Source organism: Roseovarius sp. THAF27, from assembly GCF_009363655.1.
GTDB lineage: Bacteria > Pseudomonadota > Alphaproteobacteria > Rhodobacterales > Rhodobacteraceae > Roseovarius.
In genome coordinates this window covers 2,614,137-2,632,582 of the sequence record NZ_CP045393.1, presented here as the reverse complement: position 1 = coordinate 2,632,582, position 18,446 = coordinate 2,614,137, and the positions used below count along the sequence as shown (strand labels likewise).

20 protein-coding genes, 1 other RNA gene and 1 riboswitch are annotated in these 18,446 nt (G+C 65.9%); of the genes, 12 read left to right on the top strand and 9 right to left on the bottom strand.

The window, feature by feature from the left end; all coding sequences use genetic code 11:
* Positions 1 to 87 precede the first annotated feature (87 nt).
* The 10 genes from miaB (at position 88) to FIU89_RS13180 (ending at position 9,747) form a co-directional block, all read left to right on the top strand.
* Positions 88 to 1,419 carry a tRNA (N6-isopentenyl adenosine(37)-C2)-methylthiotransferase MiaB gene (gene miaB, locus FIU89_RS13225; protein ID WP_152493034.1) on the top strand — a complete coding sequence of 444 codons (1,332 nt, stop codon included), beginning with the start codon at positions 88 to 90 and terminating at the stop codon, positions 1,417 to 1,419.
* A 303-nt stretch (positions 1,420 to 1,722) separates the two neighbouring features.
* Positions 1,723 to 2,226, top strand: coding sequence for an OmpA family protein (locus FIU89_RS13220; protein ID WP_254701874.1), 504 nt, complete (start codon positions 1,723 to 1,725; stop codon positions 2,224 to 2,226).
* Positions 2,227 to 2,239: 13 nt separating this feature from the next.
* Positions 2,240 to 2,536: a hypothetical protein gene (locus FIU89_RS13215; protein ID WP_152493032.1), complete on the top strand. Its 297-nt coding sequence runs from the start codon at positions 2,240 to 2,242 to the stop codon at positions 2,534 to 2,536.
* A gap of 146 nt (positions 2,537 to 2,682) precedes the next feature.
* Positions 2,683 to 3,705 (top strand): PhoH family protein, encoded by a 1,023-nt coding sequence (locus FIU89_RS13210; protein ID WP_152493031.1) that lies wholly within the window; start codon positions 2,683 to 2,685, stop codon positions 3,703 to 3,705.
* Positions 3,706 to 3,795: 90 nt separating this feature from the next.
* Entirely contained in the window at positions 3,796 to 4,290 is a 495-nt protein-coding gene (gene ybeY / locus FIU89_RS13205) for an rRNA maturation RNase YbeY (RefSeq protein ID WP_152493030.1), read from the top strand.
* A gap of 45 nt (positions 4,291 to 4,335) precedes the next feature.
* A complete protein-coding gene (locus FIU89_RS13200; protein WP_152493029.1) occupies positions 4,336 to 5,268 on the top strand; it encodes a hemolysin family protein in 933 nt (310 codons plus the stop codon).
* A 3-nt stretch (positions 5,269 to 5,271) separates the two neighbouring features.
* Positions 5,272 to 6,810, top strand: a complete 1,539-nt coding sequence (gene lnt / locus FIU89_RS13195; RefSeq protein ID WP_152493028.1) for an apolipoprotein N-acyltransferase — start codon at positions 5,272 to 5,274, stop codon at positions 6,808 to 6,810.
* A gap of 32 nt (positions 6,811 to 6,842) precedes the next feature.
* Positions 6,843 to 6,892: riboswitch (SAM-SAH riboswitch) on the top strand.
* A 4-nt stretch (positions 6,893 to 6,896) separates the two neighbouring features.
* The gene (gene metK / locus FIU89_RS13190) at positions 6,897 to 8,063 is read left to right on the top strand and encodes a methionine adenosyltransferase (RefSeq protein ID WP_152493027.1); all 1,167 of its coding nucleotides are present in this window, start codon (positions 6,897 to 6,899) and stop codon (positions 8,061 to 8,063) included.
* A 105-nt stretch (positions 8,064 to 8,168) separates the two neighbouring features.
* Positions 8,169 to 9,032, top strand: a complete 864-nt coding sequence (locus FIU89_RS13185; protein WP_152493026.1) for a bile acid:sodium symporter family protein — start codon at positions 8,169 to 8,171, stop codon at positions 9,030 to 9,032.
* Between the two features lies 1 nt (position 9,033).
* A complete protein-coding gene (locus FIU89_RS13180; protein ID WP_152493025.1) occupies positions 9,034 to 9,747 on the top strand; it encodes a tRNA (guanosine(46)-N(7))-methyltransferase TrmB in 714 nt (237 codons plus the stop codon).
* Between the two features lie 75 nt (positions 9,748 to 9,822).
* On the opposite strand, the gene FIU89_RS13175 is transcribed toward FIU89_RS13180, so the two are convergent.
* The 8 genes from FIU89_RS13175 to FIU89_RS13140 all read right to left on the bottom strand — a co-directional run bounded on the left by FIU89_RS13175 (position 9,823) and on the right by FIU89_RS13140 (position 16,208).
* Positions 9,823 to 10,188, bottom strand: coding sequence for a hypothetical protein (locus tag FIU89_RS13175; protein WP_152493024.1), 366 nt, complete (start codon positions 10,186 to 10,188; stop codon positions 9,823 to 9,825).
* Positions 10,189 to 10,251: 63 nt separating this feature from the next.
* Positions 10,252 to 11,424, bottom strand: a complete 1,173-nt coding sequence (gene argE, locus FIU89_RS13170; RefSeq protein WP_254701675.1) for an acetylornithine deacetylase — start codon at positions 11,422 to 11,424, stop codon at positions 10,252 to 10,254.
* A 324-nt stretch (positions 11,425 to 11,748) separates the two neighbouring features.
* Positions 11,749 to 12,124: RNase P RNA component class A (gene rnpB / locus FIU89_RS13165), an RNA gene on the bottom strand.
* A gap of 29 nt (positions 12,125 to 12,153) precedes the next feature.
* A complete protein-coding gene (locus FIU89_RS13160) occupies positions 12,154 to 12,822 on the bottom strand; it encodes an N-acetylmuramoyl-L-alanine amidase (protein ID WP_254701674.1) in 669 nt (222 codons plus the stop codon).
* A 16-nt stretch (positions 12,823 to 12,838) separates the two neighbouring features.
* Complete coding sequence (locus tag FIU89_RS13155) at positions 12,839 to 13,708, bottom strand: hypothetical protein (RefSeq protein ID WP_152493022.1); 870 nt, start codon at positions 13,706 to 13,708, stop codon at positions 12,839 to 12,841.
* Between the two features lie 34 nt (positions 13,709 to 13,742).
* On the bottom strand, positions 13,743 to 15,227 hold the full coding sequence (gene gatA, locus FIU89_RS13150; protein ID WP_152493021.1) for an Asp-tRNA(Asn)/Glu-tRNA(Gln) amidotransferase subunit GatA: 1,485 nt from the start codon (positions 15,225 to 15,227) through the stop codon (positions 13,743 to 13,745).
* Entirely contained in the window at positions 15,227 to 15,514 is a 288-nt protein-coding gene (gene gatC, locus FIU89_RS13145; protein ID WP_152493020.1) for an Asp-tRNA(Asn)/Glu-tRNA(Gln) amidotransferase subunit GatC, read from the bottom strand. Before gatC ends, gatA begins: the two co-directional genes overlap by 1 nt.
* Before the next feature lie 34 nt (positions 15,515 to 15,548).
* Positions 15,549 to 16,208 carry a ceramidase domain-containing protein gene (locus FIU89_RS13140; protein ID WP_152493019.1) on the bottom strand — a complete coding sequence of 220 codons (660 nt, stop codon included), beginning with the start codon at positions 16,206 to 16,208 and terminating at the stop codon, positions 15,549 to 15,551.
* Between the two features lie 58 nt (positions 16,209 to 16,266).
* On the opposite strand from FIU89_RS13140, the gene FIU89_RS13135 reads away from it, so the two are divergent.
* Positions 16,267 to 16,959 (top strand): metal-dependent hydrolase, encoded by a 693-nt coding sequence (locus tag FIU89_RS13135; RefSeq protein WP_152493018.1) that lies wholly within the window; start codon positions 16,267 to 16,269, stop codon positions 16,957 to 16,959.
* Positions 16,960 to 17,092: 133 nt separating this feature from the next.
* On the opposite strand, the gene FIU89_RS13130 is transcribed toward FIU89_RS13135, so the two are convergent.
* A complete protein-coding gene (locus FIU89_RS13130; RefSeq protein WP_152493017.1) occupies positions 17,093 to 17,548 on the bottom strand; it encodes a nucleoside deaminase in 456 nt (151 codons plus the stop codon).
* Between the two features lie 61 nt (positions 17,549 to 17,609).
* On the opposite strand from FIU89_RS13130, the gene FIU89_RS13125 reads away from it, so the two are divergent.
* Positions 17,610 to 18,413: a pseudouridine synthase gene (locus FIU89_RS13125; protein WP_152493016.1), complete on the top strand. Its 804-nt coding sequence runs from the start codon at positions 17,610 to 17,612 to the stop codon at positions 18,411 to 18,413.
* Positions 18,414 to 18,446 lie beyond the last annotated feature (33 nt).

Genomic DNA, 18,446 nt, shown 5'->3' with positions numbered 1-18,446 from the left:
AAATCCCGCAATTCGCGGTGCATTGCAAGTCGGGCCGCAGGTGGTGTAGGCAGGCGCCTTGAAACCGCTTGAGCTGGGGGTGTGGCCATGTCCGAGGCCAAGAAGCTATACATCAAGACCTACGGGTGCCAGATGAACGTCTATGACAGCGAGCGCATGGCCGAGGCCATGGGCGGCGCGGGGTATGTCGAGACGGACACGCCCGACGACGCGGACATGATCCTGCTGAACACCTGTCACATCCGGGAGAAAGCCGCCGAGAAGGTGTACTCCGAGCTGGGCCGGTTCAAGGGGCTGAAGGACGCGAAACCGGACCTCAAGATCGGCGTGGCGGGCTGTGTGGCCCAGGCCGAGGGCGAAGAGATCATGCGCCGCCAGCCGATGGTGGATCTGGTGGTGGGGCCGCAAAGCTATCACAACCTGCCGCAGCTCGAGGCCAAGGCGCGGGGCGGGGCCAAGGCGGTTGATACGCAGTTTCCGCTGGACGACAAGTTCGACACGCTGCGCAAACGGGGCGGCAAGGCGAAGCGGGGTCCGACCGCGTTCCTGACCGTGCAGGAAGGCTGCGACAAGTTCTGTGCCTTCTGCGTGGTGCCCTATACGCGCGGGGCCGAGGTCAGCCGCCCGGTGGCCCGGATCGTGGACGAAGCCAAGGACCTGGTGGAGCGCGGCGTGCGCGAGATCACCCTTCTGGGCCAGAACGTGAACGCCTATCACGGGCAAGGGCCGGACGGGAACGACTGGTCGCTGGCGCAGCTGATCTGGGAGCTGGACAAGGTCGACGGGCTGGAGCGCATCCGCTTTACCACCAGCCATCCCAACGACATGGGCGACGACCTGATCGCGGCGCACGGGGAGTGCGCCAAGCTGATGCCCTATCTGCACCTGCCGGTGCAGTCGGGCAGCGACCGGATTTTGAAGCGGATGAACCGCAGTCATACGGCCGAAAGCTATATCCGGCTGATCGAACGCATCCGCGCGGCGCGGCCCGATATCCTGCTGTCGGGGGATTTCATCGTGGGCTTCCCCGAAGAGACCGAAGCCGACTTTGCCGACACGATGGCGCTGATCGAGGAGGTCCGGTACGGCTATGCCTATTCGTTCAAGTATTCCACGCGGCCCGGCACCCCGGCGGCGGAGCGTGCGCAGCTGGACGAGGAGGTGAAGACCGAGCGCCTGCACCGCCTGCAAGCGCTGATCACCGAGCAGCAGCGCGCCATCCAGGATGCGATGGTGGGCCGCGAGGTGGGTGTTCTGTTCGAGAAGGCCGGGCGGCGCGACGGACAGATGGTGGGCAAGTCGGATTACCTGCACGCGGTGCATGTGAGTGATTCCACCGTTGCGCCCGGCGACCTGCGCCGGGTGATCATCACCGAGAGCGGTGCCAATTCCCTGGGCGGTCGGGTTCTGACCGCCTGAATTTCCGGCATTCTGGCGGTAACGCGTTCTGGTTGCCAGATAATTTGCCGCGACGGCGTGTGGATAACCCATGGGTGGCGATTGTTTCACGGACCGCCACAATATCTGGTTATTTATGCTTCACAACGCGCCGGAACTTGCTAAACTTTAACAATAATTCGTTTTTTGCTCCGGAATCGCTGCCTGCTACCGGGGCAAATGGGGGAAATAATAAAAAGGACAGTGGCTGTGACGAACACGTTTTCGAGAACAGTGCGCACCCTGATGAGCGGACTTGCCGCCGTCGCTCTGGGTGTGATGGCGATGACCGAGGCCGGTCAGGCGCAAAGTGGCCAGCGGGTCGTGAAGGGCGAGCGCTACGTGCCGACGATCTGGGTCGATCCCGACGGGTGCGAGCACTGGGTGATGGATGACGGCTGGGAAGGGTACATGACCCCCCACGTGAATCGCCAGGGCATCCCGGTCTGCCGCCGGGGCAACGTGTGCGGCGTGGTCAATACCGACCAGCTTTTCGCCACCGACAGCGCGAATATCAGCGCCGCCGGACGGGCGCGCCTGCAGGAGTTCTTCCGCAGCACCGGGGCGATTTCCTACATCATCACCGGGCATACCGACAGCCGAGCCTCGGACGAGTACAATATCGACCTGTCCTATCGCCGGGCCAACTCGGTGGCGCGAATCGCTGCCGGAACCGGCGCCCGGATCGCGGATGTGCGCGGCTATGGCGAGCGTCTGCCGAAAGCATCGAACAACACGGCCGCGGGCATGCAGCAGAACCGCCGCGTCGAAATCATCTGCATCCGCTGAGGGGACCTGAACCATGCAAGCATTCAAACTTATTGCCGTGCTCCCCCTTGTCGGTGCGCTGGCGGCCTGTGACGACAAGCGCGACAAGACCGTCGACCGGGGCTTTGATTCCAAGCACCTGAGCCAGCTTCAGGCGGGCATCTGGGTCGATCCCAACGGCTGTGACCACTGGATCATCGATGACGGCGCCGAAGGCTACCTGTCGCAGCGGCTGGACAAGTACGGCAAGCCCGTCTGTTCCGGCACCGCGCCGCCGACCGTGGCGACCGGCAACTACAAGGGCGGTTCGCCCGTGGCCGACTCGATTTGATCGCGCCCATATGCTCAATCCGGTGCCGCGGACCACAGGGTTCGCGGCATTTTTCGTTTCAAACCCGTGACAATTGCGGCCCGGCCCTTGCCCTTGGGGGCGCATCTTGGCAGCATTGATCATGGGCCTTTGACAGGGAGATTTGATTGGTCACGAACGTGCTGACGTCGCAATCCGAGAACAGCGACATTCTGGAAACGGTTGTCGAGTTTCCCGACAATTTCCTGTTGATCGACCTGTGCGGGGAATATGACCGCAACCTTGCCGAAATCGAGAAGAAGCTGGGCGTGCAGATCCTGCGCCGGGGCAACCAGCTGGCCGTGATCGGCGAGCCGGACCAGGCCAAGGAGGCGCGCGACGTGCTGCTGGCGCTGTACCAGCGACTGGAAGAGGGCCGCACGGTCGAGCATGGCGACGTGGACCGCGAGCTGCGAATGGGCGCGGGCGGCAGCGCCGACCGGGGCGCGGGCGACCACGAGGGCGGCGAGGACCAGCTGGAGATGTTCAAGGGCGGGCGGGTCGAGATCAAGACCCGCAAGAAGCCCGTCGAGCCGCGCACCGACGCGCAGAAGGCCTATGTGCAGTCGCTTTTCGCCAACGAGTTGGCCTTCGGCATCGGGCCGGCGGGCACCGGCAAGACCTACTTGGCGGTGGCGGTGGGGGTCAGCATGTTCATCGAGGGGCATGTGGACCGTATCATCCTCAGCCGGCCGGCAGTCGAGGCGGGCGAGAAGCTGGGCTATCTGCCGGGCGACATGAAGGACAAGGTCGACCCCTACATGCAGCCGCTTTACGATGCGCTGAACGACTTTTTCCCGGCCAAGCAGGTGGCCAAGCTGATCGAGGAGAAGCGGATCGAGATCGCGCCCCTGGCCTTCATGCGGGGGCGGACGCTGGCCAATGCGTTCGTCGTGCTGGACGAGGCGCAGAACGCCACCTCGATGCAGATGAAGATGTTCCTGACCCGGCTGGGCGAGGGCAGCCGCATGGTGATCACCGGCGACCGCAGCCAGATCGACCTGCCGCGCGGGGTGACCAGCGGGCTGCACGATGCCGAGCGGCTGTTGAAGAATATCCCGAAGATCGCGTTCAATTACTTCACCTCGAAGGACGTGGTGCGCCATCCGCTGGTGGCGGCGATCATCGAGGCCTATGACGCGGATGTCTGAGGCCGGGGGCAATTTTCTTTGGAAGAAAATTGGCCGGAAAATTGCAATTTTCCGATCCGGAATTTTGCAAAATTCCGGCCCGCGCCCGGTGTGAGCGTTTCGGTCGATACGGTCGTCGAGGACGACCGCTGGCAGGACGCAGGCCTGGAACGGCTGGCCGAGCGGGCGGCAGAGGCCACGCTGGCGCATCTGGGGCTGGACCCCGCGGAGTGGGAGATCGCCGTGCTGGGCTGCGACGATGCGCGGATTGCCGCCTTGAACGAAGATTTCCGGGACAAGGCGGGGCCGACCAATGTATTGAGCTGGCCGAGCGCGGAGCGTGGCGCAGAGGTGGATGGCGCCATGCCGGAGCCGCCCGAGGCCGGCCCCGATCCCGAGCTTGGCGATATCGCGATCGCCTATGAGACCTGCGCGAAAGAGGCCGAGGCGGCGGGCAGGCCGATGCAGGATCACGTGACGCATCTGGTCGTTCACGGAATTTTGCATCTGCTGGGCTACGATCACGTTCGTGACAAGGATGCCACCCTGATGGAACGAACCGAGGTGGAGATACTTGGCAAACTGGGTCTGCCTGACCCATATTGAAACAGCCGTTACCGCGTGGACGCGGGCACGATTCGGAAAGGTACGATGAACGACAGCAACGACGCCTCTTCTATGGCAGCGCATGGCGCGCGGCCCGAGGCAAGCAAGGGCGAGGATCCGGCGGAGGATCAGAACGACACGCAGGGCGGGTTCTTCCGCCGCTTCTTCGGCGCGCTGGGCGCGGACGAAGACCACAACGGCGAGGAAGATGACCTGGGCGGCGACGGCGGCGAGACGTCGGCCAACGGCCTTGCGCCGAACCTGGGCCTGGGCAACCTGCGGCGGCTGTCGGTCGAGGATGTCATGATCCCCAAGGCGGACATCGTTTCGGTTCCGGCAACAATCACCATGGACGAGCTTGTGCACACGTTCCGCGACAGCGGGCTGACCCGCCTGCCGGTTTACGAGGGCACGCTGGACACGCCCGTGGGCTTTGCCCACCTGAAGGATTTCGCGCTGAAGCACGGGTTCAACGGGCATGGGTCGGACTATTCGCTGGAAGAGCTGTTGCGCCCGCTGATGTACGTGCCGCCGTCGATGACCATCGGCGTGCTGTTGCAGAAGATGCAGGCCGAGCGCCGGCACATGGCGCTGGTGATCGACGAATATGGCGGGGTCGACGGCCTCGTGACGATCGAGGACCTGATCGAACAGGTCGTGGGCGAGATCGCCGACGAGCACGACCAGGACGAGGGCGCCTATTGGTCCGAGGAAAAACCCGGCTCTTACGTGGTGCAGGCCAAGGCGCCGCTGGAGGAGTTCGAGGCCGAGATCGGCCTGTCGCTGACCGATTCCGAGGAGATCGACGAGGAGGAAATCGACACGCTGGGCGGGCTGGTCTTCATGCTGCTGGGCCGGGTGCCGGCGCGCGGTGAGCTGGTCGAGCATCCCAGCGGCGTGGAAATCCAGGTGCTGGATTCCGATCCGCGGCGGATCAAGCGGCTGCGGGTGCGGCTGCCCGAGGCGATCGAGGTGTAATCAATGGCCAGTCTTGACGCGTTGGCGCGGCAGATCGGTGAGGGCCGCGTGCTGCCGCGTTACGCCCTTGCCGCCGGGCTGGGTGCGGTCGCCGCCCTTGGGCAGGCGCCCTGGGGGCTGTGGCCGCTGACGATCATGGCGCTGGCGCTGGTCTACGGCCTGTGGCGCGAGACGGGCGGCTGGCTGTCCGCGACGCTCTTGGGCCTGGTGGCGGGCACGGGGCATTTCGTCGTCGCGCTCAGCTGGATATTCGAGCCGTTCCTGGTGGATGCGGCGCGGCATGGCTGGATGGCACCGTTCGCGGTGCTGGGCCTGTCGGTCTTCATGGCGTCCTACTGGGCCGTGGCCCTTGGTGCGGCACGGGCGCTGGCCCCGCGCAGCGGCGTGGCGCTGGTGGGTGCGTTCGTCATTGGCGAGGCGCTGCGCGGGTGGCTGTTCACCGGGTTCGCCTGGGCGCAGGTGGGGCATGTGCTGATCGACACGGCGCTTTTGCACTGGGCGTCATTTGGCGGGGGCCTGGGCCTCTGTGCGCTGATCATCGGCGCGGCGGTGGCGCTGTGGCACCTTGGCGCGGGACGGCGCGTGGCCGGGGCGGCGGGTCTGGCGGGCCTCGCGCTGCTTTACGGCGGGGGCGCGGCGCTGACGCCGGTGGAGGCCGCCGCACCGGGGCCGGAGGCGCAGACCGTGCGGCTGGTCCAGCCCAACGCGGCGCAGCACGAGAAATGGCTGCCCGAGAACCTGCAGATGTTCTATGACCGCCAGCGCCAGTTCACCGCCGCACCGGGCGAGACCGGGCGGCCCGACCTGGTGGTCTGGCCGGAAACGGCTATCCCGACCTTCCTGCACCAGTCCGACGACCTCTTGGGCGGGATCGCCGCGTCGGCGCAGGGAGCGCCGGTGGTGCTGGGCCTGCGGCGGCTGGACGGGCAGCGGTATTACAACTCGCTTCTGTACATGGATGGCGAAGGGATCGTGGACCAGGTCTATGACAAGCATCACCTGGTGCCGTTCGGAGAGTTCATGCCGCTGGGCGACCTGATGGCGCGGTTCGGCATTCATGGTCTCGCCGCCGAGGAAGGCGGGGGGTATTCCGCCGGTCCGGGGGCCGAGATCGTGGACATGAGGCCGCTGGGCCGGGCGGTGCCGCTGATCTGCTACGAGGGCGTTTTCGCCCGCAACATCACCTCGGCGCCGGCGCGGCCCGACATGATCCTGATGATCACCAACGACGCGTGGTTCGGCAAGGTGTCGGGGCCGTACCAGCACCTGGCACAGGGCCGGCTGCGCAGCGCCGAACAGGGCCTGCCGATGGTGCGGGTGGCCAACACCGGCGTGTCGGCGATGGTCGACGGTACGGGGCGGGTCCTGGCGCATATCCCGCTGGGCGAGGCGGGCTGGATCGACACGCCCCTGCCGCCGCCCTTGCCGGCGACGCTTTACAGCCGCACCGGCGACGCGCCGGTGCTGGTGCTGGCCGCGTTGCTGATGCTGGCCGGCGCGCTGCTGGCGCGGCGCGTAAAAGGCCACAGAGTTAGCGATTGACCTTCCCGTGAGGCCCGCATAAGCAGGCACGAAACCCGTCACAACGGCTTCCTGGCGTGGCGGGGCTGACCCTAATGGAGCATTTCATGTCCCGAGACAACTACGTTTTCACCTCCGAATCCGTTTCGGAGGGGCACCCCGACAAGGTGTGCGACCGCATTTCCGACGCCGTGCTGGATGCGTTTCTTGCCGAAGAACCCGATGCGCGCGTGGCTTGCGAAACCTTCGCCACCTCCGGCATGGTGGTGATCGGCGGCGAGGTGGGCCTGTCGGACCAGGAACGCCTGAAGAACTACATGGGGCGGATCGGCCAGATCGCCCGCGACTGCATCCGCGATATCGGCTATGAGCAGGACAAATTTCACTGGAACACCTGTCATGTTCTGAACTTCCTGCACGAACAGTCCGCGCATATCGCCCAGGGCGTCGACAAGGACGGGGCGGGGGACCAGGGCATCATGTTCGGCCACGCCACCAACGAGACCGACGCGCTGATGCCCGCGCCGATCCAGTTCAGCCACGCGATCCTGCGGCGGTTGGCGGAGGCGCGCAAATCCGGGCAGGAGCCCACGCTGCGCCCGGACGCCAAGAGCCAGATCTCGCTGCGTTACGAGAACGGCAAGCCGGTCGAGGTGACCTCGATCGTGCTGTCGACGCAACACGAGAGCGAGCACCAGAAGAGCGACGACATCCGCGCCATCGTGGAGCCTTACATCCGCGAGGTTCTGCCCGCCGAGTGGATCAGCGACAAGACCGAATGGTGGGTGAACCCCACCGGCACCTTCGTGATCGGCGGCCCCGACGGCGACGCGGGCCTGACCGGGCGCAAGATCATCGTCGACACCTATGGTGGCGCGGCCCCGCATGGCGGCGGCGCGTTTTCCGGCAAGGACCCGACCAAGGTGGACCGGTCGGCCGCCTATGCCGCGCGCTATCTGGCCAAGAACGTGGTCGCGGCGGGCATGGCCGAGAAATGCACCATCCAGCTCAGCTATGCGATCGGGGTGGCCAAGCCGTTGTCGATCTATGCCGAGACCTACGGCACGGGCGAGGTCGAGGCGGCGGCAATCGAGAACGCGGTGCGCAAGGTCATGGACCTGACGCCGCGCGGCATCCGCGAGGCGCTGGACCTCAACAAGCCGATCTACGAGCGCACCGCGGCCTATGGCCATTTCGGGCGCGAGCCGGAGGCCGATGGCGGCTTCAGCTGGGAACGCACCGATCTTGTGGACGCGCTGAAGAAAGAAGTCTGATCCGGACCTGAGAACGGAAGGGCGCGGGGGTGGTTTCTCCCGCGTTTTTCATGCGCGACAGGGCGCCTTGCAAACCGTAGACTGCGCCAAAAAGGGAGGGACGGGATGATCCTGGATATCGGCCTGCCACTGGCGCTGGCCTTCATCATGTTTTCCTTGGGGCTGGGCCTGCATTTCGCCGATTTCGGCCGGGTGCTGCGCCTGCCGAAACCCGCGCTGACGGGGATCGTGGCGCAGCTCGTGCTGTTGCCGCTGGTGGCCTATGTGCTGATCGCGGCCTGGAGTTTTGCGGGCGGCATGGCGTTCGGGATCATGCTGCTGGCGTTCAGCCCCGGGGGTGTCACGTCGAACATGCTGACCAAGCTGGCGGGGGGCACCGTGGCGCTGTCGATCACGCTGACGGCGGTGGTGAGCCTCTTGTCGGTGCTGACGCTGCCGGTGCTGGTCGCCTGGGCGGCGGTGCATTTCATGGGTGAGGCCGCGCCCGAGATCAGCGTCGTGAAGGTCGGCGTGGCGATGTTCCTGATCACGGCGCTGCCGGTGTTCATCGGGCTGCTGATCCGCCGCTATGCCAGTGGCTTTGCATCGGCCATCGAGCGGGGCTGCGAGATCGTGGCGCTGATCTTGTTCGTGCTGATCGTGGCGGCGGCGATTGCCAGCAACTGGGCGCTTCTGACCGAGAGCTTCACGCGGCTGGGGCCGTTTTTGATCGTGCTGAACCTGGTTCTGCTGGCGGTGGGCATCGGCCTGGCGCGGCTGATGGGCATCGCCGGGCGCGACGGGCTGGCCATCGCGGTGGAGATGGGGGTTCAGAACGCCACGGTGGGCATCACCATCGCCAATATCGTGGGGGCGAGCACGGGGCTGTCGGAATTCGCGGTGCCCTCGGCGGTGTACGGGATCTGCATGTATATCGTGAACATTCCCGCGTTGCTGGTGCTGCGTCGGGTCTTTGCGGCGGAGGCGTGACGTGGGACAGCAGAAGCATCCCTCTGGTGCGCCGTGGCGCAATTTCTATGGCCGGTTCAAGGGCAAGCACCTGAAGAAATCGCAGGAAGCCTATCTGGACGAAGATTTGGCCGCGTGGTCGCCGGGGGCGGTGGATTGGGATGTTAATCCCGAGCGAAAACCCATAGACCTCAAGGCCTTGTTCGGGGAACGTGATGTGTGGCTTGAAGTGGGTTTCGGCGGCGGCGAGCACATGATTCACCAAGCGGCGGAGAACGCGGATGTGGGGATCATCGGCTGTGAGCCCTACATCAACGGAGTGGCGAAACTGCTGGGGCAATTGCGCGACAGCCACGTGGAGAACGTGGCGATCTATCCCGGCGACGTGCGCGACATGTTCGACGTGCTGCCCGAGGCCAGCATCGCGCGGGCCTTTCTGCTGTATCCCGATCCATGGCCGAAGAAGCGCCATCACCGTCGGCGCTTCGTGACGCCCGAGCACCTGGAGCCGCTGGCGCGGGTCTTGAAGCCCGGTGCGATTTTCCGGGTGGCCACGGATATCCCCGATTACGTGCGCCAGACGATGGTCGAGGTGCCGCGCCACGGCTTCACCTGGCTGGCCGAGGGGCCGCAAGACTGGCGGCAGCCGTGGGGCGACTGGATCTCCACCCGCTACGAGCAGAAGGCCCTGCGCGAGGGGCGGGTGCCGCATTACATGACCTTCCGGCGGGATTGACCGCGACCGGCTGGTCTTGAGTATTTGAAGCAAGAAAAAGCCGGGACGCGGCGGGACATCCCGCCGGGAGCGTGCCTACATGTTGAAGCTGTCCGGGCAGGCGACCTCGAACGAATAGGCCGTGCCATCGACCTCGCCCTCGATCACCAGCGGAAAGCCCGCGGCCTCGGTGGCGGTGCCGAACTGGCGGGTTTCGGTGCCGGTGCGGATCTCGATGCTGGTGACGCCATTGGGCACGAAGGCGGCCTCGAATGCCGGGGCGCCGTCGCTGTCATTGGTGCGTGCAATGACGAAGGGATCGCGTTCGCACAGCAGCGGATGGTCGAAGGCGGTTTCGCCGAAATACCCGGTCACGGTGCCGTTGGGCGTCTCGACGGGGGCGGCATGGCCGGGCAGGGCCAGGGTCAGCAACAGGGCGATCGAGGCGGTTTTTCCAGGCATTCGAACCTTCCATCCGTATGGGCAAGGCGGCGGCGACGGTAGAGGGTCCGTGGCCGCCCATGGTTATGCAACCAGCTTCTCCTGCAATCGTTCCAGCATATCGAGGCATTGCGAGAGCTGGTCGAGCGCCACGAATTCGTCGGCCTTGTGGGCCTGTTCGATCGAGCCGGGGCCGCAGATGACCGCCGACATGCCCAGCGATTGGAAGATCCCGGCCTCGGTGCCGAAGGCGACGCATTCGGCGTGGTTGGCGCCGGTCAGTTCCGAGACGATGGTGCGCGCCTCGTTGTCGGTGGTGGGGATGAGGCCCTCGACCTCGCCGATGATCTCGGTGACGATGTCGGCGTCTGGATCGACGGCACGCATGGCGGGCAGAAGCTCTTTCTCGATATAGGTCTTGAGCGAGTCCTTGACGAAATCGGCATCCGAGGTCTGAACGGGGCGCATTTCCCAGTCCACCACGGCCTCGCTGGGGATGACGTTATGGGCCACGCCGCCCGCGAGGCGGCCTGTGTTGATGGTGGTCCAGGGCGGCTCGAACAGGCTGTCGGCGGGGGCGCGGGCGCGCAGCGCGTGCTTGAGGTCCAGGAGGCGGGCGATATAGCGCACGGCGTATTCCACCGCGTTGACGCCCCGGTCCGGCGCCGAGCCGTGGCCCGCCAGCCCGGAAAAGCGGGTGGTGTATTCGTAACAGCCCTTGTGGCCCTCGATCACGCGCATCATCGTCGGCTCGCCGACGATGGCCACGCCCGGGGTCAGGCCCTTGGCGCGCAGGGTATGCGCCAGCGCGCGGGCGCCGAAACAGCCCGTCTCCTCGTCATGGGTGAAGGCGAAATGCAAAGGCCGGTCGGGGTTCAGCGCGGCGTATTGCGGGGCCATGGCAAGGCAGGCGGCGATGAAGCCCTTCATGTCGCAGGTGCCGCGCCCGTAGAGAAGGCCGTCATGTTCCAGCATGTCGAAAGGGTTCGAGGCCCAGTCCTGGTCGGCCACCGGCACCACGTCGCTGTGGCCCGACAGGACGATGCCGCCGTCGCGTTCGGGGCCGATCGTTGCGAAGAGATTGGCCTTCTGCCCCGAGGGGTCGGGAAAGATCTCGACCCGGGCGCCGACCATGTCCAGACGGTTGGCGATCGAGTTGATCAGGTCGATATTCGGATCGGTCGATATGGTGGGAAAGCCGATCAGATCGCCCAGGATGCGCGAGGTGCTGTCCAGCAAATCGGTTCGAACCGCCACGAGTGTCCCTTTCTGTCAAAGCCCTCGAAGACGTTGATGCGCCTGCGGCAAAGGGTCAAGAGGTGAGCGGAAATTTGACCGGCCGGGAGGGCCACACCCAATGCGGGATCCTGGCCAGGGCGGCGCGGGAGCGTCCATCTCGGACAGTCTCGTCCGGGGGGTTGGTCGTGGGCGTGGGATCTCGTGCCGTGACGGCAAGAATCGGCCCCCCTTCCTCTGGCCGGAAATATCCCGGGGTTTGGGGCTGGCCCCAATAAAACAATAGAGCGCGGCGCAGCCGCACCATCGGATCGGACTTGCCAGATCGGACCGGACGGGTCGGAAGCGCGCGGAGGGCCTGTAAGCCGGATTCTGTCGTAGGACGACCATTCATCTGGTCCTGCGGTTGCCCGCAGGCTTTAGCTGCCAACCCGGATCGCGGGGCCAAGGCGGCCCGGATGCGATCCCTATTCGGCATTGCTCCCGGTGGGGCTTGCCATGCCGGTCCGGTTGCCCGTCCCGCGGTGGGCTCTTACCCCACCGTTTCACCCTGACTCACGTGATCCGCATGGCGGATTGCGAGAGCGGTCTGTTTTCTGTGGCGCTTTCCCTCGGGTTGCCCCGGCCGGGCGTTACCCGGCACCGTTGCCTTGTGGAGTCCGGACTTTCCTCCCAAACAATCCGCCAAGAGCGCATTGCAGGCGGCCGTCCGGCCCTCCGCGCAACAGGCGATGTAAGGGGTTTCGCGGCTCAGGTCCAGAGCGCGGCGTGGCCCAGCGGCGTGTAATCCTGCGGGCAGAGCGGGCCGGTGGCGAAGGGGCGGTAGCGCAGCCTGACAGCGGCGAGCAGGGCATCGTCATCCACATCCGCAGTATAGCCGGCATGGCGCGCCACGGTTCTGAACGTGTCCGGTTCCGGGGCGTCCGGGCCGGGGTCCTGGCCTCTCTGTCCCGCCAGTCCGGCCCGTTCCAGTCTTTCCCAATCGAAATGCGGTCCCGGGTCGGTTTTGCGGTCGGGCGCCATGTCGGAATGGCCGATCACCCGCTCGGGCGGAATGCTCCAGCGGCGCAGGATGCCGGGCAGGATGGCTTCCAGCGTGGCCATCAGCGGCGCGGGGAACGGGGTGTCGCCGGGATTGTCCAGCTCGATCCCGACGGAGCGGGAATTGACATCGGTCACGTCACCCCAGGATCCGGCGCCGGCGTGCCAGGCGCGGGCCACCTCCGCCACCATCTGCCAGGCGCGGCCGTCCGCGGCGATGAGGTAATGCGCCGACACTTCCGCCGAAGGGTCGCAGAGACGTTCCAGCGCGGCCTCGGCGCTGGCCATGGCGGTGTGGTGGATCACCACGATATCGGGTTTCGCGCCAAGGCGGCGCGGCCCGAAATTGGGGGAGGGATGCCAGAGCGGCGCTGTCACGCAGACTGCCCGGGGGTCAGTTCCGCACCGCCGCGCGGAATGGGCGCGGGTCCCAGGCGCAGGCATAGCCGTCGCCATCGGGATCGAGCCCCATGCGGTCGCGGCGCGGGCCGCCCTGGGCCAGGAAATCGGTCTGTGCCTGGTCGGCCGAGTTGTACTTGGCGCAGTTGCGCTGGAACTTGGCCTGCTTGTTGAGGCCGACGCGGGTATAGAGCTGCTGCCCCTTGGGATGGCTGGTTTCCAGCGCGTACTGCACGATGTTGGGCCCGGCATTGCCGGTCCGTTCGGGCAGCGCACCGGGCTGGACCACCTGGTACTGGGCGCGGTTCTGGGCAATCAGTTCGGCATCGTCCTGGATCGAGCGGGCGTTGCCCACGGCGTCGAAACTGTTCTCGTTCGAGATGCCGCCGGCGCTGGTCACCGTCTGGGGCGCGGGGTTCGAGGGGCTGGCATGGACGACCTGCTGGCCCGAGTTCTGCGAGGTTTCGGCCAGCCGCGCCGCGGTTTCGCGGGCGATCTCATCGCTGGTGGAGGCCGAACTGAGCCCGCCGGTGGGCGTGTAGGCGCCCGAACCCGTCTGGCGCGTGGTGTTGGTGGACGAGGTCACGGTGCCGGGAGTTCCGGGCGCGGTCGCGCCTTGCGTCGCGCTGAGCGGGGTGCCGGGCGTGGCCTGGCCGCGGTTCTCGGGCGATATTGCGCCGGCCGGTGGCACGGCAGAGCCGCCGCTCAGCGCCGCGTCGCGGGCGCGTTGCTGGGCAATATACTCTTCCGACGTGCCAAAGCCGACGCCGGCGCCGCTATCGGGCACGCCCGCGCCGCTGTCGGGAATTCCGGGCGAACAGGCGGTCAGCCCGACAAGGGCCGTTACACAAAGGGAAAATCGCATCTGCTTAGATCCTGCCGATTTGTTTTGCGGCAATTTACCACCATTTGCCGGGTTTGGCCACAAAGCCCGCCGCCGCCTCGAGCGCGTAGGCGGTGTTAAGCAGATCGCCCTCTTCCCAGGGCCGTCCGATCAGTTGCAGGCCAAGCGGCAGCCCGTTGCGGTTGAGCCCGGTGGGCACCGCGATACCGGGCAGTCCGGCGAGGTTCACGGTTACGGTGAACACGTCGTTGAGATACATCTCGACCGGGTCATCGGACTTGCGGCCCAGTTCGAACGCGGCCGAGGGGGTGGCGGGGGTCAGGATCGCGTCGATGCCTGCGTCGAACACATCCTCGAAATCCTTCTTGATGAGGGCACGCACCTTGCGGGCGCGGTTGTAGTAGGCGTCGTAGAACCCCGCCGACAGCACGTAGGTGCCGATCATCACGCGGCGCTGCACCTCTGGACCGAAGCCTTCGGCGCGGGTCTTTTCGTACATCTCGGTGATGCCGTCGCCTTGGGCCAGCTTGGCGCGGTGCCCGTAGCGCACGCCGTCATAGCGCGCGAGGTTCGAGGACGCCTCGGCGGGCGCGATGACGTAATAGGCGGGCAGGGCGTACTTGGTGTGGGGCAGCGAGATATCGACAATCTCGGCGCCCGCGTCGGCCAGCATGTCCTTGCCTTGGGTCCAGTGCGTCTCGATCTCTTCGGGCATGCCGTCCATGTGGTATTCCTTCGGAATCCCGATTTTCTTGCCGCGGATGTCGCCGGTGAGCATCGCCTCGAAATCCGGCACGGGGATGTCGGCGCTGGTGCTGTCCTTGGGGTCGTGGCTGCACATGGCTTCCAGCATGATGGCGGCGTCGCGCACCGACTTGGTCATCGGGCCCGCCTGATCCAGCGACGAGGCAAAGGCCACGATCCCCCAGCGCGAGCAGCGCCCGTAGGTGGGCTTGATGCCGGTGATGCCGGTGAAGGCGGCAGGCTGGCGGATCGAGCCGCCGGTGTCGGTGCCGGTGGCGCCAAGGCAGAGGTCGGCGGAGACGGCCGAGGCCGAGCCACCCGAGGAGCCGCCGGGCGTCAGGGCCATCTCGTCATTGCCGCGCCGCCACGGGTTGACGGCGTTGCCATAGACGGAGGTCTCGTTCGACGAGCCCATGGCGAACTCGTCCATGTTGAGCTTGCCCAGCATGACGGCGCCGGCGTCGAAGAGATTCTGGCTGACGGTGGATTCGTATTCCGGCTTGAAGCCGTTGAGGATGCCGCTGGCGGCCTGAGAGGGCACGCCCTTGGTGCAGAAGAGATCCTTGATGCCAAGCGGGATGCCGCACATCGACGGCGCGTCGCCGGCTTGCAGGCGCGTGTCGGCGGCCTTGGCCTGATCCCGCGCGATCTCGGGCGTGTGGTGCACGAAGGCGCCAAGCGCGCCCGCGACCTCGATCGCCGTAAGGCAGGCTTCGGTCAGTTCCTCGGAGGTGATCTCGCCCGCGCGCAGGTTGTTGCGGGCGTCGGCGATGGTCATTGCATTGAGATCGGTCATCATTCCACCACTTTCGGCACGGCGAAAAAGCCCTCGCGGGCGTCGGGGGCGTTGGACAGCACCTTGTCCTGCTGGCCGCCGTCGGTCACGACGTCTTCGCGGCGCTTCAGCCGCATGGGCGTGACCGAGACCATCGGCTCGACGCCTTCCACATCGACCTCGTTCAGCTGGTCGATGAAGCCGAGGATCGTGTTGAACTCTTTGGCCAGCGCCGGCAGGTCGTCTTCCTCGACCCGGATGCGGGCCAGCTTGGCCACCTTGGCGGCGGTCGCGGTGTCGATGGACATGGGGGCATCTCCGTGTGCGTTATCGCATCCGCGTTTAGCGCCCGCGCCGGGACGGTGCAAGGGCGTGGCGGCGGTAGAGCTCGATCATCCAGCCCAGCATGAGCGCATTGAGGACGTGCCAGCCGAAATGGGTGCCAAGGGCGAGGCTGTCGCACAAGGGCGCGTCGAGGCTGCGGAAGGTGAGTGACAGCAGAAGCAGGCCCGCGCCGAGGGCAAGGCCGCGCGACAGGGCGGCGTCGGCGCGCAGCAGCCAGGCGTAGAGCAGGATGACCAGGGGTAGCGTCAGGTAAGAGGCCGAGGGGCCATAGAGCGGCACCTGCGAAAGGAGCGGCATGGCGAGCGCGGTTGCGCCAAGGAAGGCCGGGATGGTGGCGGCGGAGGCGAGGGCGGAGAGGCCGAGGTAGTATCGCGTCGTGGCGTAGAGATAGGTCAGCGCGAAGAGCATGATCGGCAGGACATCGAGCATCGCCGCCCAAGGCTGGGCAAAGGTGTGAAACAGGAACGAGCCGATCCCGATCAGCGCCAGAAGCGCGACGAGGGGGCGGGCCAGAGCAAGCTCGGTGCCGCGCAGGCGCCACGCCATGACGAGCGCGGCGACGAGGAAGGCGGCGTTGGTGATCGCGTTGACCGGCTCGGCCCAGAAGCCGGGATCGGTGCGTTCGCAATAGGCGTCGATGGCGCGGGTCCAGTCCATGTGGAAATCGGTGGCCTCTCTGCTAACTTCCCCGTGGGAATGACATAAGGAGAGCGTCATGAAAATCATCTGGCTGGGACATTCGAGTTTCCGCATCGAGATCGCCGATCAGGTTCTGCTGATCGACCCGTGGCTGACGGGCAACCCGATGCTGGACGAGGCGCATCATGACGCGGCCACCAAGGGGGCCACGCATATTCTGCTGACCCATGCGCATTTCGACCATGCGTCGGACCTGCCGGACCTGGCGAAAAAACTGTCGGTGCCGGTGGTGGGGCAGTTCGACCTGATGGGCTGGTGGGAAGAAAGCGCGGGCCTGGAGGTTGTCGGCTTCAACAAGGGCGGCACGGTCGCCCTGGGGGACGTGAAGGTGACGATGGTGCACGCCACGCATTCCTCGAGCTTTGGCGGAGAGAACGGTCCGCATGTGCCCGGCACCGAATGCGGGTTCATGATCGAGGGCGAGGGGCATGTGATCTATGTCTCGGGTGACACCGACGTGATGGCCGACATGGGTGTGTTCAACGACCTGCACAAGCCCGATATCGGCATCCTCTGCGCCGGGGGGCATTTCACCATGGATATGAAGCGGGCGGCCTATGCGGCGAAAACCTTCTTCGATTTCAAGACGGTGATCCCGTGCCACTACAAGACCTTCCCGCTTCTGGAGCAGTCTGCGGAGGCGCTGAAGGACGGCCTGCCGGGGGTCGACGTGATCGAGCCGGAGGTGATGACGGCGATCGAGATCTGAGCGGGGCAAAACTTTTTAGAAAAGTTTTGGTAAAAGCTTTGAGAAAGCTTTTGGTGCCCGGACCTCCAGGTGGGGTTCGGGCATCGGCGTTGTTATATGAGTATTTTTGGCAAGAAAAAGAGCGCTTTGCGATTTATTCTTCACGCAGAGTTCTGAAGAATTGCGTCAACAGGGCTTCCGCTTCGGTGGCGTTGATCCCGTCGTAAATCTCGGGCGCGTGGTGGGTCTGGGCATGGGTGAAGATCCGGGCGCCCTGGGCCACGCCGCCGGATTTGGGGTCGGCGGCGCCATAATAGAGCCGCGCGATGCGGGCATTTGCGATGGCGGTGGCGCACATCGCGCAGGGCTCCAGCGTGACGGTCAGGCTGTGACCGGGCAGGCGCTCGCTGCCGACCGCCGCACAGGCGGCGCGGATCGCCAGGATTTCGGCGTGTGCGGTGGGGTCACTCAGTTCCCGCGTGCGGTTGCCGGCCTGCGCCACTATGCGTCCCGCCGGGTCGGCCACAACCGCGCCCACGGGCACCTCGCCACGGTCGCGGGCGGCGCGGGCCTCGGCCAGGGCCGTGTCCATATGGCTTTTGAACGTCATGCCCCTGATTGCCGTGCGGGCGGTGCTTTCGCAAGAGGCAAGGATGGGGTAAGGCCGTGGCATGACTCGCAAACCCACCCAGAATACGCCGCCAGGCGACAGGATCGCCAAGGTGATCGCCCGTGCCGGTGTGGCCAGCCGTCGCGAAGCGGAGCGCATGATCGAGGCGGGCCGGGTGCGGGTGAACGGTGCGGTGATCGACCGCGCGGCGCTGAACGTGACCGGCGCCGACCGGATCGAGGTTGACGGGCGCGCGCTCGATGCGCCGGAGCCGCCGCGGCTGTGGCTGTATCACAAGCCTGCGGGGCTGGTGACGACCACCCGAGACGAGCAGGGGCGCGAGACGATTTTCGACAAGCTTCCCGAGGACTTGCCGCGTGTTCTTAGTGTGGGTCGGCTTGACCTGAACTCCGAAGGGTTGTTGCTCTTGACCAATGACGGCGGCGTCAAGCGCAAGCTGGAACTGCCCTCGACCGGTTGGGTGCGGAAGTACCGTGTGCGCGTGAAAGGGCGGCCCGAAGACGCCACGTTCGAGCCGTTGCGCAAGGGGCTGACACTGGATGGCGAGGTGTTTCAGCCGATGTCGGTGGTGCTGGATCGGCAAAAGGGGGCCAATGCCTGGGCCACGGTGGGCATCCGCGAGGGCAAGAATCGCGAGATTCGCCGCGCGATGGAGGCGGTGGGCTGCCAGGTGAACCGGCTGATCCGGGTGTCCTATGGCCCGTTCCAACTTGGGCAGCTGAAGGCCGGCGAGGTCGAGGAAATCCGGCCCCGGGTGCTGCGCGACCAGTTGGGCATGGACGAGACGCCGGGCAAGGAAAAGCCCGCGAAAGGCCGGCCGAAGGTTCAACGGAAGCGTCGGTAGAGGACAGTTTTGAATTTCAAAATCAGACAGTTC